19 protein-coding genes are annotated in these 14,241 nt (G+C 57.7%); 4 read left to right on the forward strand and 15 right to left on the reverse strand.

Annotated features, from left to right (window positions below; translation table 11 throughout):
- Positions 1–61 precede the first annotated feature (61 nt).
- The 3 genes from ACZ5K9_RS00820 to ACZ5K9_RS00830 all read left to right on the forward strand — a co-directional run bounded on the left by ACZ5K9_RS00820 (position 62) and on the right by ACZ5K9_RS00830 (position 3,366).
- The gene (locus tag ACZ5K9_RS00820; RefSeq protein WP_464272542.1) at positions 62–1,240 is read left to right on the forward strand and encodes an acetyl-CoA C-acetyltransferase; all 1,179 of its coding nucleotides are present in this window, start codon (positions 62–64) and stop codon (positions 1,238–1,240) included.
- Positions 1,241–1,264: 24 nt separating this feature from the next.
- Positions 1,265–2,056, forward strand: a complete 792-nt coding sequence (locus ACZ5K9_RS00825; protein ID WP_464272543.1) for an enoyl-CoA hydratase-related protein — start codon at positions 1,265–1,267, stop codon at positions 2,054–2,056.
- 161 nt (positions 2,057–2,217) lie between these two features.
- The gene (locus ACZ5K9_RS00830) at positions 2,218–3,366 is read left to right on the forward strand and encodes an acyl-CoA dehydrogenase (protein WP_464272544.1); all 1,149 of its coding nucleotides are present in this window, start codon (positions 2,218–2,220) and stop codon (positions 3,364–3,366) included.
- A gap of 281 nt (positions 3,367–3,647) precedes the next feature.
- On the opposite strand, the gene ACZ5K9_RS00835 is transcribed toward ACZ5K9_RS00830, so the two are convergent.
- Both ACZ5K9_RS00835 and fusA read right to left on the reverse strand, forming a co-directional pair.
- Complete coding sequence (locus ACZ5K9_RS00835; protein ID WP_445892738.1) at positions 3,648–3,839, reverse strand: 30S ribosomal protein S21; 192 nt, start codon at positions 3,837–3,839, stop codon at positions 3,648–3,650.
- Positions 3,840–4,007: 168 nt separating this feature from the next.
- Positions 4,008–6,050: an elongation factor G gene (gene fusA, locus ACZ5K9_RS00840; protein WP_464272545.1), complete on the reverse strand. Its 2,043-nt coding sequence runs from the start codon at positions 6,048–6,050 to the stop codon at positions 4,008–4,010.
- Between the two features lie 113 nt (positions 6,051–6,163).
- Between fusA and ACZ5K9_RS00845 the strand changes: the two genes are divergently transcribed.
- A complete protein-coding gene (locus ACZ5K9_RS00845; protein ID WP_464272546.1) occupies positions 6,164–6,379 on the forward strand; it encodes a hypothetical protein in 216 nt (71 codons plus the stop codon).
- A gap of 345 nt (positions 6,380–6,724) precedes the next feature.
- Here the strand turns inward: ACZ5K9_RS00845 and rplQ are convergent, their stop codons facing one another.
- The 13 genes from rplQ to rpsE form a co-directional block, all read right to left on the reverse strand.
- Complete coding sequence (gene rplQ, locus ACZ5K9_RS00850; RefSeq protein WP_464272547.1) at positions 6,725–7,141, reverse strand: 50S ribosomal protein L17; 417 nt, start codon at positions 7,139–7,141, stop codon at positions 6,725–6,727.
- Between the two features lie 2 nt (positions 7,142–7,143).
- Positions 7,144–8,154, reverse strand: coding sequence for a DNA-directed RNA polymerase subunit alpha (locus tag ACZ5K9_RS00855; RefSeq protein ID WP_464272548.1), 1,011 nt, complete (start codon positions 8,152–8,154; stop codon positions 7,144–7,146).
- A gap of 128 nt (positions 8,155–8,282) precedes the next feature.
- Entirely contained in the window at positions 8,283–8,909 is a 627-nt protein-coding gene (gene rpsD, locus ACZ5K9_RS00860) for a 30S ribosomal protein S4 (protein ID WP_464272549.1), read from the reverse strand.
- Between the two features lie 55 nt (positions 8,910–8,964).
- The gene (gene rpsK, locus ACZ5K9_RS00865) at positions 8,965–9,357 is read right to left on the reverse strand and encodes a 30S ribosomal protein S11 (protein WP_464272550.1); all 393 of its coding nucleotides are present in this window, start codon (positions 9,355–9,357) and stop codon (positions 8,965–8,967) included.
- A gap of 15 nt (positions 9,358–9,372) precedes the next feature.
- Positions 9,373–9,744, reverse strand: a complete 372-nt coding sequence (rpsM, locus tag ACZ5K9_RS00870; protein ID WP_464272551.1) for a 30S ribosomal protein S13 — start codon at positions 9,742–9,744, stop codon at positions 9,373–9,375.
- Between the two features lie 15 nt (positions 9,745–9,759).
- Complete coding sequence (rpmJ, locus tag ACZ5K9_RS00875) at positions 9,760–9,873, reverse strand: 50S ribosomal protein L36 (protein WP_464272552.1); 114 nt, start codon at positions 9,871–9,873, stop codon at positions 9,760–9,762.
- A 36-nt stretch (positions 9,874–9,909) separates the two neighbouring features.
- Positions 9,910–10,131 carry a translation initiation factor IF-1 gene (gene infA / locus ACZ5K9_RS00880; RefSeq protein WP_445892746.1) on the reverse strand — a complete coding sequence of 74 codons (222 nt, stop codon included), beginning with the start codon at positions 10,129–10,131 and terminating at the stop codon, positions 9,910–9,912.
- Between the two features lie 93 nt (positions 10,132–10,224).
- On the reverse strand, positions 10,225–10,971 hold the full coding sequence (map, locus tag ACZ5K9_RS00885) for a type I methionyl aminopeptidase (RefSeq protein WP_464272553.1): 747 nt from the start codon (positions 10,969–10,971) through the stop codon (positions 10,225–10,227).
- A gap of 8 nt (positions 10,972–10,979) precedes the next feature.
- Positions 10,980–11,621, reverse strand: coding sequence for an adenylate kinase (locus tag ACZ5K9_RS00890; RefSeq protein WP_464272554.1), 642 nt, complete (start codon positions 11,619–11,621; stop codon positions 10,980–10,982).
- Positions 11,622–11,726: 105 nt separating this feature from the next.
- Positions 11,727–13,034, reverse strand: coding sequence for a preprotein translocase subunit SecY (gene secY / locus ACZ5K9_RS00895; RefSeq protein WP_464272555.1), 1,308 nt, complete (start codon positions 13,032–13,034; stop codon positions 11,727–11,729).
- A 13-nt stretch (positions 13,035–13,047) separates the two neighbouring features.
- On the reverse strand, positions 13,048–13,491 hold the full coding sequence (gene rplO, locus ACZ5K9_RS00900; protein ID WP_464272556.1) for a 50S ribosomal protein L15: 444 nt from the start codon (positions 13,489–13,491) through the stop codon (positions 13,048–13,050).
- Positions 13,492–13,521: 30 nt separating this feature from the next.
- On the reverse strand, positions 13,522–13,704 hold the full coding sequence (rpmD, locus tag ACZ5K9_RS00905) for a 50S ribosomal protein L30 (RefSeq protein WP_464272557.1): 183 nt from the start codon (positions 13,702–13,704) through the stop codon (positions 13,522–13,524).
- A 4-nt stretch (positions 13,705–13,708) separates the two neighbouring features.
- A complete protein-coding gene (rpsE, locus tag ACZ5K9_RS00910; RefSeq protein WP_464273917.1) occupies positions 13,709–14,227 on the reverse strand; it encodes a 30S ribosomal protein S5 in 519 nt (172 codons plus the stop codon).
- Positions 14,228–14,241 lie beyond the last annotated feature (14 nt).

The following is a 14,241-nucleotide window of genomic DNA, read 5'->3' on the forward strand; positions in this document are numbered from 1 at the left end:
CCGCCGCGGCGTGCGATTTCTTTGCCTTGGGCCGCGGCAAGGCCATCCCCGGGAGGTGCCCATGGAGCAAGCCGTCATCGTCAGTGCCGTTCGAACACCCGTCGGTTCTTTCGGAAAATCCCTCGCGAACATCTCCGCAGTTCAGCTCGGTGTCATCGCCCTTAAAGAGGCCCTCAAGCGCGCCGGCCTCTCTCCCGATCAGGTGGATGAAGTCATCTTGGGAAACGTCCTCCAGGCAGGTCAGGGCCAAAACCCCGCCCGGCAGGTGGCCGTGCACGCCGGCGTTCCCCATGAAGTCCCTGCCATGACCATTAACAAAGTCTGCGCCTCCGGACTCAAGTCCGTGATTTTGGCGGCCCAGGCCGTGGCTCTGGGCGACGCCGAGATCGTCGTCGCCGGCGGCATCGAGAACATGAGCGCCTGTCCTTATGCGCTGGCCCAGGCGCGTTGGGGACAACGCATGGGACACGGTCAGCTTCTGGACCTCATGATCCACGACGGCTTGTGGGATATCTTCAACGGATATCACATGGGTATTACAGCGGAAAATGTGGCCGCCATGTACGGGATCAGCCGAGAAGAGCAGGACCGATTCGCTCTGTCGAGCCAGACCAAAGCGGAACAAGCCATCAAGGCGGGGCGGTTCAAGGACGAGATCGTTCCCGTGGAAATCCCCCAACGGAAAGGGCCGCCCGTGTTGTTTGATACGGACGAACACCCGCGGTTCGGGACCACTTTGGAAGCCTTGGCGAAACTCCCGCCGGCTTTCAAAAAAGACGGAACAGTCACTGCCGGCAACGCCTCCGGGATTAACGACGGAGCCGCCATCCTCGTTGTCATGTCCGAAAAGAAAGCTGCTGCTTTGAGCCTCACTCCTCTCGGCGCCATTCGATCCTACGCCTCGGCAGGCGTCGATCCAGCCGTTATGGGAACGGGTCCGATCCCGGCAAGCCGCAAGGCTTTGAAAAAAGCCGGCTGGTCCGTGCAGGATTTGGATCTGGTCGAAGCGAATGAAGCTTTCGCCGCGCAGGCTCTGGCCGTGAACAAAGAGTTGGGATGGAACCCCGATATTGTCAATGTCAACGGCGGCGCCATTGCGCTCGGTCATCCCATCGGTGCTTCCGGGGCCCGGATTCTGACCACCCTTCTCTATGAAATGAACAAACGTCAGGCGCGAAAGGGTTTGGCCACTTTGTGTATCGGTGGCGGCCAAGGCTGTGCCATAACCATCGAACGTTAACTGCGCTAAAGGAGACGTCTCACCATGGCATTTCAAAACATCCTCTTCGATGTGCAGGACCGCGTGGCGCTCATCACCATCAACCGCCCCAAATCTCTCAACGCCCTCAATCCCGAAACCCTTGAAGAGCTCAAACAAGCCGTGCAAAACGTCCGCGAAGACGACACCATTCGAGTCGTGGTGTTGACGGGGGCCGGAGACAAATCCTTTGTGGCCGGAGCCGACATCAGCGAGTTCCCTAAAATGAATCCGCTGCAAGCTCGACTCTTTGCCCAGAAAGGCCAGGACGTGTTTTTCAGCTTGGAAGACCTCCCCAAACCTGTCATTGCCTGCGTGAACGGCTTCGCCCTCGGCGGTGGCTTGGAATTGGCCATGAGCTGCGATTTCATTTACGCTTCCGAGAAAGCCAAGTTCGGCCAGCCGGAAATCAATCTCGGCATCCTTCCCGGTTTCGGCGGCACGCAGCGGTTGGCCCGGCTTGTGGGACGGGCCAAGGCCAAGGAGCTGTGCATGACCGGGGAAATGATCGACGCACCCACAGCTTTGCAGCTCGGTCTGGTGGCAAAGGTCTTCCCGCATGAATCCCTGGTGGAAGAAACCCTTAAGATCGCCAAAGGCTTGGCGACCAGGAGCGCTCTGGCGTTGCGAGCCATCAAGTTCGTCATTGACCGAGGCGTGGATGCCGATCTCAAGGCCGGCTGCCTGTTGGAAGCGGAAGCCTTCGGCCTGTGTTTCGCCAGTGAAGACGCCAGGGAAGGCGCATTGGCCTTCTTGGAAAAGAGAAAGCCCCAATTCAAGGGTTCTTTCACCGCGTAACCTGGACCCACGGAAGGGGGCTTAGCGGCTGCCGCAAACGACGGCCAAAAGGCCTTTCATGAGTCAGTCATCGGCTTGATGGAAAAAATGTGGGCGGTTTTCGGACACTTGCCCGGAAGCGCCCTTAGAGGACACCTCAATCGCTGTGGAGGACGGACACCATGCATTTTGAGCTGACCGAAGAACAAAAAATGATCCAAGAAATGGCGCGAAAATTCGCCGAGAGAGAAATCGCCCCGGTGGCCGCCGAATTGGACCGCACCCATCGCCATCCCGAAGAGATCGTTAAGAAAATGGGAGAACTTGGGCTCATGGGCATCACCATCCCCCCGGAATATGGGGGAGCCGGCATGGACTATATCTGCTACGTGCTGGCCATGATCGAAATTTCCAAAGCGTGCGCTTCGTGCGGCGTTATCATGAGCGTGTGCAACAGTCTGTATAATTTTCCCGTATACACCTATGGGACAGAAGAACAAAAACAACAATTCCTGACTCCGGTGGCTAGCGGTGAATATTTGGGCTGCTACGGCCTGACGGAAGCCGGCGCAGGATCCGACCCTGCGAGAATGCGCACTACCGCCGTTCTGGACGGCAATGAATGGGTCATTAACGGTGAAAAGAAATTCATCACCAACGGGAACGTGGCACGATACTGTGTCCTCGCCGCCGTCACCGACAAGGAAAAAGGCTATAAAGGCATCAGTTCCTTCCTGGTGGACCTCCACAATACGCCTGGATTCCGGGTGGGCCGGGTGGAAGAAAAGATGGGCATCAACGCGTCAGGTACAGCGGAGCTGATTTTCGAGGACGCCCGGATTCCCAAAGAAAACCTCTTGGGCAAAGAGGGTGAAGGCTTCAAGCAGATGCTCACCACCTTGGACGGCGGCCGCATCGGCATCGCCTCCCAAGCCATCGGTATCGGCCGAGCTGTCTTGGAAGAAGCCATCGCCTACAGTAAGACCCGTGAGCAGTTCGGAAGACCCATCGCCTCTTTCCAAGCGATCCAGTGGAAGCTGGCGGACATCGCCACCCAGTTGGACGCCGCAGAACTGCTGACCCTGCGGGCGGCATGGCTTGAACAGAATAAGAAGGGCTATGAAAAAGAAGCCGCCATGGCCAAAATGTATGCGTCGGACACGGCCATGTGGGCTGCCGTTGAAGGGGTTCAAATTCTCGGCGGTTACGGATACTGCAAGGAATACCCCATGGAACGCCACATGAGGGATGCCAAGATCACGCAGATCTACGAGGGCACCAACGAGATCATGCGGCTGGTCATCTCCCGGAACATTCTCGGGAAGCTCTAGGAGGACGTGCGAAATTCCCCGCGTGATGCACCGTGGGAGCGGATGGACCGGCTTATGCCGGTCCCCGCGGTCAACTGAGTTCTTCTCTTGAACAACCCAAAGAGGACGCAGGGCACGGTGGAACAGGCATCATCCGGTCATGAGCATCCATGGCCTCACCTGGCCCCATAAAAAAACCCCGGACGGATCCGGGGTTTTTTCATGGCAAACTGCAGGCTCACCGACCGGGGGCACCCACCCCCTAGAGACACGGCGCCGGATCCGGCGCCCCACCAGCATGATTACATGCCCTGCAAGCGACGCATTCGGCGCTGAATCCTTTTGATCGCTTTTTTCCGCTTGATACGGCGGCGCTCACCTTTGGAGAGGTAATAGTTATGACGCCGTAAAACGGGCTGGACGTTCTTTTGGAAGTCCTTTCGCAGTTTACGGATCTTTTTTTCGAAACTCTCCCTAGCCTCCGGTTCGGTCATTCAGATTTCACCTGCCTTTCAGCAACAAAAAAACCCTCTTGGGGGTTTTCTTGGAATCATCCCCTAAGGCGTCCGGCACGCCACAGGGTTGGATGAGGGTCAGGAGCCTGCCGTCTCTCGGATAGACATTCTTATTTACCAAGCCTAGACGATGAACGCAAAGCCTTTTTAAGAACTTAGTGCATCATAACGCGAAAATTGCATGGTGAAAGTCGCCCGGCCCTGGCTGGCCGACCGCAGTGCCGTGGAATATCCAAACATTTTGGACAGCGCCACGGTGGCTTCCACAACCTGGATGCCCTTCTTGGACGTAATGCCCTCAATACGCGCCTTGCGTAAGTTCAAGTCGGCGATGACATCCCCGAGGAATTCGTCTGGCGTCAGCACCTCCACACTCATGTAAGGCTCCAGGAGAATCGCCTCCCCCTTGGCGAACGCATCACGGAAAGCCATGGTGGCCGCCACACGATACGCAAGTTCAGTAGACATCCCCTCGCGATGTTCTCCGCCGATCACGGATACCGCCACATCCACCACAGGATATCCCATGAGCTCACCACTGGTGAAGGCATCCTGCACACCTGCTTCCACCACGGGGAGCCAGGATTCCGGGATGGACGCATCGCGCACGCGATGAACCACCAGGTTCCCTTTCCCGCGTTCCCGAGGCTCTACACTGAGCTCGACAATCGCAAAATGCTTGACCCCGCCGATTTCCCTTTCGAACACCCCCCGCCCCAGGGCTGGCTTCTGAATCGTCTCGCGATAGACGACTTGGGGTTTTCCCGCGTTCACCCCCACGGCATAGTCTCGCTCCAGGCGGCTCAGGAGAATCTCCAAATGGAGCTCCCCCATGCCCCGGATAACCATCTGACCTGTGTCCGGATCCTCCTTGTACCGAAACGTCGGATCCTCATCGGCCAGCTTGGCCAGGGCCTCGGGAAGTTTTTCCTGGTCCGCCCGGGTTTTCGGCTCCACGGCCACCGAAATGACCGGTTCGTAGATATCAATGGGTTCCAGCAAGATGGGGTGTTTCTCGTCGCACAGGGTATCGCCTGTTCCGGCCGATTTGAGGCCCATCAGAGCAACGATGCTTCCGGCGCCGGCCTCCTCCAATCGTTCTCTTTTGTTGGCATGCATGCGGAAAATGCGGGACAGCTTTTCTCGTGTGCGTTGCCTGGCGTTGTAGATGGTATCTCCCGCGCGCAGCTTTCCCGAGTAGATCCGGGCATAGGTGAGCTTACGGCCCTGATCCATGAAAATCTTGAAAGCCAGTGCCGCCAAAGGTTCACTGTCGTCCGCCAGCCTCTCGACGGTCTGTTGCGTGCTGGGATCCACCCCTTGAACCGGCGGAATATCCAACGGACATGGGAGGAATTGGACCACGGCATCGAGGAGCGGCTGAATCCCTTTGTTCCGCAGCGCCGCGCCGCACAGCACCGGGACGGCCTCCAACTCCAGTGTCAGGCGCCTCAACACCCGCTCAATGTCCTCGGGAGCGATGGGCCGCCCTTCCACGTATTTTTCCATAATCCCATCGTCCCATTCGGCAACCTTTGCCACCAGCTCGTCTCGGGCTTCCGCGGCAGCTTCCGCAACGTGAGCATCGATAGGGGTATAGACGTATTCCGCCCCTAACGTTTCATCTTTCCAGACGATTTGCCGCATGTGGATGAGATCCACCACTCCCCTGAAATCCGATTCCCGCCCCACAGGAATCTGAATAGGGATCGGGTTGGCCTGAAGCTTCTCCTTGATCTGCTCCACCACGTGATGAAAATCGGCCCCGATGCGGTCCATTTTGTTCACAAAGGCAATTTTGGGCACTCTGTACTTGTCCGCCTGGCGCCACACCGTCTCCGACTGGGGCTCCACGCCCCCTACGGCACAAAACACGGCCACGGCGCCGTCAAGCACCCGCAGCGAACGTTCCACTTCAATGGTGAAGTCCACGTGCCCTGGGGTATCAATGAGCTGGATTTGGTGCCCAGCCCATTCGCACGTCGTCACGGCGGAGGTGATGGTGATCCCACGCTCCTGCTCCTGCTCCATCCAGTCCATGACTGTGGTTCCTTCATGGACTTCACCGATCTTGTGCGAGCGCCCCGTATAGTAGAGAATCCGCTCACTGACCGTGGTTTTTCCCGCATCGATGTGCGCGATGATTCCAATGTTGCGGATTTTCTTCAGCCGCTGCGAAACCGCCTTCATCACATCCCCTTTATTCGGCCGGTGCCCCCGAGAAACCTCCCCTTGCATTCCGCGTGCTGGTGATTAACTGACAATGCGGATCACAGTACTCCGTAGGTCTCAGGAGGATAGGTATGCCGTCTGTGAGAAGCGCGAAAGATTCACAAAAATCCTCTGTCATTCCAAGGGACGGGGCGGTGCCGCATCCTGTGGCATGCCGAGAAGGTCGAGGGGTGCGCTATTTTGACTGTCCCCACTATGACGACTGCCTGGATAAGGCGGCTAAGGGGCTTTGGGCTGGTTTTACGTGCGCCCATTGTCTGTTCTATCAACGCCGCGACTTGGGATGACCCCCTGCGACCACAAAAAAAACAGCCCATCGCCTCATGCGCTGGGCTGTTCCACGTCTCCTGCCGCCCTTTCACTTTCACAGCGTCGCCGTTCGGACCCTGCGGACTTCGAACCGGCTGTGCGGGTCTCACCGAGCCCCTTCCCCTCAAAGAATCGGCACGATCCCACGTTCCTCTCGGAACATCCATGAAACCCCGATCATCTCTCCTTATGGAGCCGGCATCATGATCTCGCGAGATCTCCCCGCCCTTCAGGCGCCTCCACGCGCCGGCGCTGCCGATCCCGATCCCACGCTGGACCCCCCTTGTCACCAAGGGACCCAATGACGGCGGCCGCCCGCGCAGTTAGGCCTCTTTCGCGCCTTGTTCCTGAGAGTGGTCTTTCTTCTTCGGCTTTGCCTTGATCTCGGCTCCCATCAGTTCGATGAGGCACATGGGAGCGCCGTCACCTTTGCGAAAGCCCATTTTGACGATCCGCGTGTAACCGCCCGGGCGGGTTTGATAGCGTGGGCCGAGTTCCGTAAACAGCTTTCGCACCACATCTTTACTGCGGACAACGGCCAGCGCCTGTCGTCGTGCATGGAGATCCCCACGTTTGCCCAGCGTGATCATCGAATCCGCCCACCGCCGAATCTCTTTGGCCTTGGGAATTGTCGTCACGATTCTTTCATGCTCCAGCAACGATGTCACCATATTGCGAAACATGGCCGACCGGTGGCTGGAAGTCCGGTTGAGCTTCCGACCCGATTTCCTGTGGCGCATGGCTATTCCTCTTCCTTTCTTCTTTGTTCAATCTCCTCACGGCTTGGAAAGTTGTCCAACTTCATCCCTAAAGACAGCCCCATCTCCGCCAGAATCTCTTTAATCTCATTCAGGGACTTGCGTCCGAAATTCTTCGTGCGAAGCATCTCGGCCTCTGTCTTCTGGACGAGTTCTCCAATATACCGGATATCGGCATTTTTCAGGCAGTTGGCGCTCCGTACGGACAATTCCAATTCATCCACACTGCGGAAGAGGTGTTCATTGAAAACCGGCTCTTGGGGAGCCTCCTCCGTGAAGGCCGGCGCCTCGTAGTCCTCGAAATTCACGAAGACACTCAGTTGATCTTTCAGGATTTTCGCCGCCAGAGCCAGAGCGTCCTCCGGGGTCACGCTGCCGTCGGTCCAAATTTCCATGGTCAGCTTGTCGTAGTCGGTGCGCTGTCCCACACGGGCCTGGGTCACATTGTAGCTCACCTTGCGCACCGGTGTGAAAATCGCATCGATCGGGATGGTCCCGATGGTGTCGACCTTCTCGCTATCCCATTCTGCAGGCTCATAGCCTTTGCCCTCTTCCACGACCAGTTCCATACGCACCTTGCCGTCACGAGCGAGCGTGCAGATGTGTTTGTCTGGGTTGAGAATGGTCACGGAAGAGTCCGTCCGGATGTCTCCGGCCACTACGGGACCTTCCCCGGACTTCTCCAAAATCAGGCGTTTTGGCCCGTCGCCGTTGAGGCGCAGCCGAACTTCCTTCAAATTGAGGACAATGTCGGTAACGTCCTCCACCACTCCCGGTGCCGACGAAAATTCATGGAGCACGCCGTCGATCTTCACGGAAGTGATTGCGGCGCCTCTCAGCGACGACAACAACACGCGTCGCAGCGCATTTCCCAGAGTCGTCCCGAAACCGCGCTCCAGCGGCTCGCACGTGAACTTTGCGTAGCGTCGGGGATCTTCCCCAGACTCCACCGAAAGGGGTTTCGGTCGAATCAATTCGCGCCAGTTTTTCTCCATACCCGCCCTCATCACCTCTCGACCGGCCCAGAAAGCCGTTCCTCCACGTGCCGGCCTCACAAAACGGACAGAGGACCCTGCCATTTCGCTGGACCCTCTGAGCCTGACCTGAAAAGGTGTGTAAAAGATTACTTGGAGTAGAACTCCACGACCAAATGTTCTTGCACGGGTAGCGGCATCTGATCCCGAGTCGGCAAACTTCGGAAGGTTCCTTTATAGGCGTCTTTGTCCAATTCAAGCCACGGAACCAGGCCTCTGCGAGGCAGCGCCTCTAAAGCCTCGTTGATGACCTCCAATTGCCGGCTCTTCTCCCTCACGCTGATCACATCGCCCGGGCGCAACAGATAGGACGGGATGTTCACTTTTCGACCATTGACGAGAAAATGATTGTGCCGCACCAGTTGGCGCGCTTGAGACCGGGAGTTGGCGAACCCCAAACGGAACACCGTATTGTCCAGACGCCGCTCCAACAGAATCAGGAAATTGGTCCCTGTGACGCCCTTCTGGCGATCGGCCTCCTTGAAATAGGATTTGAACTGCTTTTCCTGGAGGCCGTACATTCTTTTGATCTTTTGCTTTTCTCGGAGCTGCACCCCGTAGTCGGAAAGTTTGCCTCGGCGCTGTCCGTGTTGTCCCGGAGCGGTACTGCGGCGTTCGAAGGCGCATTTGTCCGAATAACACCGATCGCCTTTGAGGTAGAGTTTCATGCTTTCCCGCCGACACAGCCGGCATTGTGGACCAGTATATCGAGCCAAACCGATTCCTCCTTGTACGCATGGCGACTTTACGATCGCCCGACCATATCAGACATTACACACGCCGGCGCTTCGGCGGCCGACATCCGTTGTGAGGGATGGGTGTCACGTCTCGAATCACCGTCACATTCAACCCCGCGGCCTGAAGAGCCCGCAAGGCCGCCTCACGGCCGGATCCGGGTCCTTTCACGTAGACTTCCACGTTCTGGAGCCCATGTTCCATGGCCGCCTTCGCAGCCGCCTGAGCCGCCGTCTGCGCGGCAAACGGAGTGCTTTTCCGCGATCCCTTGAATCCCTGGTTCCCCCCACTGGCCCACGAGATGGTATTCCCACTCATGTCCGTGATGGTCACGATGGTGTTATTGAAAGTCGAACGGATGTGCGCGATGCCGTTCTGAATGTTTTTCCGCTCTTTTTTCTTTCGCGGACCACCTCTGCCCCGTGCCATTGTGCCTCCAATTCCTTACTTTTTGCGTTTTCCGATCACCGATCGACGTGGACCCTTGCGCGTCCGGGCATTGGTATGGGTGCGCTGCCCTCTCACCGGCAAGCCCCGGCGGTGCCTCAGACCTCGGTAGCACCCCAGATCCATCAGGCGCTTGATGTTCATGGAAACCTCGGCCCGAAGATCCCCTTCGACCTTGTAATGGGTGTCGATCACCCGCCGGATGGCCGTAATCTGTTCCTCCGTCAGGTCGTCGGACTTGGTTCCGGGAGCCACCTTGGCCTCTTCAAGAATCTTCAACGCCGTGCTTCGCCCGATGCCGTAGATGTAGGTCAGGGCGATTTCCATGCGCTTGTTTTTCGGTAGGTCAATGCCTGCAATCCGTGCCAATGCCGTTTCCTCCAATTAGCCTTGACGCTGTTTATGCTTTGGATTCTCGCAAATGACGCGCACCTGCCCATGTCGACGGATGATCTTGCATTTGCGGCAGATGGCTTTGACTGACGCCCGCACCTTCATGATCCACTCCCTTCTGCCCGACAACTCGATGATTCGTCAGCTTTTGGCTCGGTAGATAATGCGGCCCCGTGTCAGGTCGTAAGGGGAAAGCTCCACCGTCACCTTGTCCCCGGGAAGAATCCGTATGAAATGCATGCGCATCTTCCCCGAAATGTGGGCCAGGACGCGGTGGCCGTTTTCCAGCTCGACACGAAACATGGCGTTGGGCAAAGGCTCGATGACCGTGCCTTCCACCTCAATCGCTTCTTCCTTCACCATGGGGTCTTCCTCAATTTAGGTCCTCATCATCCCGTATTTGCGAAACAAACTATTCTACGCCTAACTCTTGCACTCTGTAAAGAGTTTTCGAAACTACAGGGAAAGGACGTCGGGCCCGTTCTCCGTCACCGCCACGGTGTGCTCAAAATGTGCCGATAGTTTCCCATCGGCCGTGACCGCAGTCCACCGGTCCTCTCGAATGCGGATCTCCGGACCGCCCTGGTTGATCATGGGTTCGATGGCAAAGACCATGCCCGCCTTCAGCTTCACGCCTCGGCCCGGCGGACCAAAGTTGGGAATCTGGGGACTCTCGTGGAGGTTGCGCCCAATGCCGTGCCCCACAAATTCTCTCACCACCGAGTAACCGAATCGTTCCACATGGCTCTGCACCGCGTGCGAGATGTCCGACAGTCGGTTGCCCACCACAGCCTGGGCGATGGCACGCTCCAAAGCTTCCCGAGTGACCCGGCATAACCGCTCGGCCTCCTCGGAAATCCGACCCACAGGCAGGGTCACCGCCGCATCCCCGTAATACCCGTCGACGACCACACCGAAATCAACGCTGACGATATCCCCTTCTTGGAGAATCCGCTGTTTGCTCGGCATCCCGTGCACCACTTCTTCGTTCACCGACGTGCACAGGGCATAGGGAAAGCCGTGATAGCCCTTGAAGGCCAGCACGGCTCCCCTTTTGTGGGCTTCTTCCTCGCTAATGGCGTTGAGATCCCACGTGCTCACCCCGGGCGCGACAACCTCCCGAAGCCGATCCAAGACCTCCGCCACGATCCGGCATGATTTTCGGATTTTCTCGATTTCTTCTTTTGTCTTCAGAATGATCAAGCCGATCCCTAGCCCAGCACCGCTTTAATCCGCTCAAAAATCTCATCGATGGAGCCAAGGCCATCGATCTTGCGCAACTTCCCTTGTTTTTCATAATACTCGATCAGCGGCTTTGTTTGATCCGCGTAGACCTTCAGTCGGGACGTCACTGTGGCCTCGTTGTCATCGTCGCGCTGATACAACTCACCGCCGCACTTATCACACACACCGTCTTTTTTGGGGGGATCGAACATCACGTGATACCCCGCGCCGCACTCACGGCAGGTCCGCCGTCCCGTCAACCGTTGAATCAGTTCCTGGTCCGGAACGTCAATGCACACGACGTGATCGATTTTTTGTCCCAGCTCCTTGAGCATCGCGTCCAGAGTCCCCGCCTGGCTCACGTTGCGCGGAAATCCGTCCAGCATATACCCCTTTTGGCAATCGTCCTGCTGGATCCTTTCCTTCACAAGGCCCACGACCACTTCGTCGGGCACAAGGGCGCCCTTGTCCATGTATTTCTTCGCTTCCAGGCCCAACGGCGTCCCGGCCTTCAGGGCCGCCCGCAACATGTCCCCTGTGGAAATTTGCGGAATCCCGTAGCGCTCGATCATGCGTTTCGCTTGTGTTCCCTTACCTGCCCCCGGCGGTCCCAACAAAACGATGTTCATCGTCTCCCTCCCTCTCCTTCAACTCACGACTGTTCACACCAACGCCTGATCATGCAGCCCCCACAGCGTCGATCACCCTGCGGCATCCACGAGGATCCACGGCGTTTATCGACGCCCTCGGATGCGGCCCGATTTCAGAAAACCTTCGTAGTGACGCGTCAGCATATGCGCTTCGATCTGCCCCACCGTGTCCATGGCCACTCCCACGACGATAAGGAGCGCCGTGCCGCCGAAGTAGAAGGGCACGTTGAAGTTTTGGATGAAAATGGTGGGCAGGACGCAGACGATGGACACATAGATAGCTCCGCCCAACGTGATGCGGCTGAGCACCCGGTCAATGTATTCCGCCGTCGATCGGCCGGGGCGTATGCCTGGGATGAAACCGCCGTACTTTTTCATGTTCTCGGCCACATCCATGGGATTGAACACGATCGCCGTGTAGAAGTAGCAGAAAAAGATAATGAACCCCACATACAGGACCGAATAGAGCCAGTGCCCAGGCATCAGCATTCTGGCAATGTTTTGCATCCAGGGCACCTGGATGAAATTCGCCACGGTGGCGGGGAACATGATGATCGACGAGGCGAAAATCGGCGGGATGACGCCTGAGGTGTTGATCTTGAGCGGCAAATGGGTGCTTTGCCCCCCGTACATCCGCCGTCCCACGACCCGTTTGGCGTACTGTACCGGAATCCGCCTTTGCCCCCTTTCCACATGGACGATCAACCCGACGACGGCCACCATGATGACCAAAAGGCTGAGCGCCTTAAAAGCACTCATCTCCCCGGTTTGCATGAGCCTCAGGGTGTTGCCCACGGCTCCAGGCATCCCGGCGACGATGCCTGCAAAAATAATGAGAGAAATGCCGTTTCCGATCCCCCGCTCCGTGATCTGTTCCCCCAACCACATGATAAAGGCGGTGCCGGCCGTAAGCGTGATCACCGTGATGATGCGGAATCCCCACCCGGGAGCCAGCACTACGGGTTCGCCGCCGGGGCCCGTCATGCCCTCCAGACCGAAGGCGATCCCGAACCCCTGGATAATGCTAAGGATCACGGTCCCGTACCGGGTATACTGCGTGATCTTCTTCCGCCCTGATTCCCCTTCCTTACTCAAACGCTCCAAGTGGGGGATCACCACCGTGAGCAGCTGAAGGATGATCGAGGAGCTGATGTACGGCATGATTCCCAGCGAAAAGACGGACAACTGCTGCATCGCCCCGCCGGAGAACATATTGAACAGACCCAAGAGCGTCCCCTGTGCGGCGGCGAAGAACGCGGCCAGAGCTTCCCGGTTGATTCCCGGTGTCGGCACGTGCACGCCGATCCGGTATACTGCTAAAAACAACAGTGTCGTGGCGATACGCCTCTTGAGCTCAGGGATTTTGCCGATATTTTGGAAGCCAGTGAGCACCCGCGTGTTCCTCTCAGCTTAGGATTTCCACCTTACCGCCGGCCGCCTCCACCTTCGCGACCGCCGCGGCGCTGGCCTTATGGACACGCACCGACAAGGCCACCTTCAGGTCCCCGTCCCCCAGCAACTTGATTCCATCCGCTTTTTTCTTCGCCAATCCGGCCCGTGCCAGTTCTTCGGGTCCGATCTGGCTTCCCGGCGCAAAACGTTCGAGATCGCCCACGTTGACCACGGCGTAGACCTTGCGGAAAAGGTTATGGAACCCTCTTTTCGGAACCCGTCGCTGCAACGGCATCTGGCCCCCTTCAAACCAGGGCACCACCCCGCCGCCGGCGCGTGCCTTTTGGCCTTTATGGCCCTTTCCCGCCGTCTTGCCAAGGCCGGATCCCGAACCTCGACCAATGCGCTTCTTTTCCTTGCGGGAACCCTCTGCTGGTTTCAAATCGTTGAGTCGCATGTTCTCCCCTATATCCGGATCTCGCCTTGGCTAGGCCTCGCTGACCTGAACCAAGTGATTGACTTTCTTCACAGCACCCACAACCGGTGGGATCGCCGGCAGAGTCACTTCTTTCTGAAGCCGCGTCAGCCCAAGAGCCTGAAGAATATTCCGGTGCTTTTCCGGCCGGCCGATGGGGCTGCGCACCAGTTTGATCCGAATCATCTGAGCCATTGGATCACCTCCCGGCTCCTTGAGCCTTGCCTTGCAGGACATCCACACCTCGAGTCTTGGCGATGTGTTCCGGGCTCCGCAGCGCCTTCAGCCCCGCTATCGTCGCCTTGACGACGTTGTGGGGATTCCGCGATCCCAAACACTTCGTCAGCACGTCCGTGACCCCGGCGGCTTCCATGATGGCTCGAACAGCGCCACCCGCTATCACCCCGGTACCTGGCGAGGCCGGCTTCAGGACCACCGAAGAAGCCCCAAATTTGCCGAGGACCTCGTGAGGCAATGTCCCCTGGATCAGTGGCACTTCAAACATGTCCCTTTTGGCTCCATCCAGGCCTTTGCGGATGGCTTCGGGTACTTCGTTGGCTTTCCCCAGAGCGTAGCCCACGCGGCCGTTGCCATCCCCGACGATGACGATGGCACTGAAGGAGAAGCGGCGTCCGCCCTTGACCACTTTGGCCACCCGGCTGATATGGACGATCTTGTCAATGTACTGTACGTCTTGTGATTCGAGAGGTGCCAAGATAAACCTCCTTGCCC

The organism is Desulfosoma profundi (assembly GCF_055387865.1).

What these genes read in the sequence shown, in the direction of transcription:
- ACZ5K9_RS00835 (WP_445892738.1), bottom strand. Translation starts at nt 3,839, where the DNA reads ATGACCGAACCGGAGGCTAGGGAGAGTTTCGAAAAAAAGATCCGTAAA.
- rplO (WP_464272556.1), bottom strand. Translation starts at nt 13,491, where the DNA reads ATGCGACTCAACGATTTGAAACCAGCAGAGGGTTCCCGCAAGGAAAAG.
- rpmD (WP_464272557.1), bottom strand. Translation starts at nt 13,704, where the DNA reads ATGGCTCAGATGATTCGGATCAAACTGGTGCGCAGCCCCATCGGCCGG.
- ACZ5K9_RS00820 (WP_464272542.1), top strand. Translation starts at nt 62, where the DNA reads ATGGAGCAAGCCGTCATCGTCAGTGCCGTTCGAACACCCGTCGGTTCT.
- rpsK (WP_464272550.1), bottom strand. Translation starts at nt 9,357, where the DNA reads ATGGCACGGGGCAGAGGTGGTCCGCGAAAGAAAAAAGAGCGGAAAAAC.
- ACZ5K9_RS00825 (WP_464272543.1), top strand. Translation starts at nt 1,265, where the DNA reads ATGGCATTTCAAAACATCCTCTTCGATGTGCAGGACCGCGTGGCGCTC.
- ACZ5K9_RS00845 (WP_464272546.1), top strand. Translation starts at nt 6,164, where the DNA reads ATGCCGTCTGTGAGAAGCGCGAAAGATTCACAAAAATCCTCTGTCATT.
- ACZ5K9_RS00830 (WP_464272544.1), top strand. Translation starts at nt 2,218, where the DNA reads ATGCATTTTGAGCTGACCGAAGAACAAAAAATGATCCAAGAAATGGCG.
- fusA (WP_464272545.1), bottom strand. Translation starts at nt 6,050, where the DNA reads ATGAAGGCGGTTTCGCAGCGGCTGAAGAAAATCCGCAACATTGGAATC.
- ACZ5K9_RS00890 (WP_464272554.1), bottom strand. Translation starts at nt 11,621, where the DNA reads ATGAACATCGTTTTGTTGGGACCGCCGGGGGCAGGTAAGGGAACACAA.
- infA (WP_445892746.1), bottom strand. Translation starts at nt 10,131, where the DNA reads ATGGTGAAGGAAGAAGCGATTGAGGTGGAAGGCACGGTCATCGAGCCT.
- rplQ (WP_464272547.1), bottom strand. Translation starts at nt 7,141, where the DNA reads ATGCGCCACAGGAAATCGGGTCGGAAGCTCAACCGGACTTCCAGCCAC.
- ACZ5K9_RS00855 (WP_464272548.1), bottom strand. Translation starts at nt 8,154, where the DNA reads ATGGAGAAAAACTGGCGCGAATTGATTCGACCGAAACCCCTTTCGGTG.
- rpmJ (WP_464272552.1), bottom strand. Translation starts at nt 9,873, where the DNA reads ATGAAGGTGCGGGCGTCAGTCAAAGCCATCTGCCGCAAATGCAAGATC.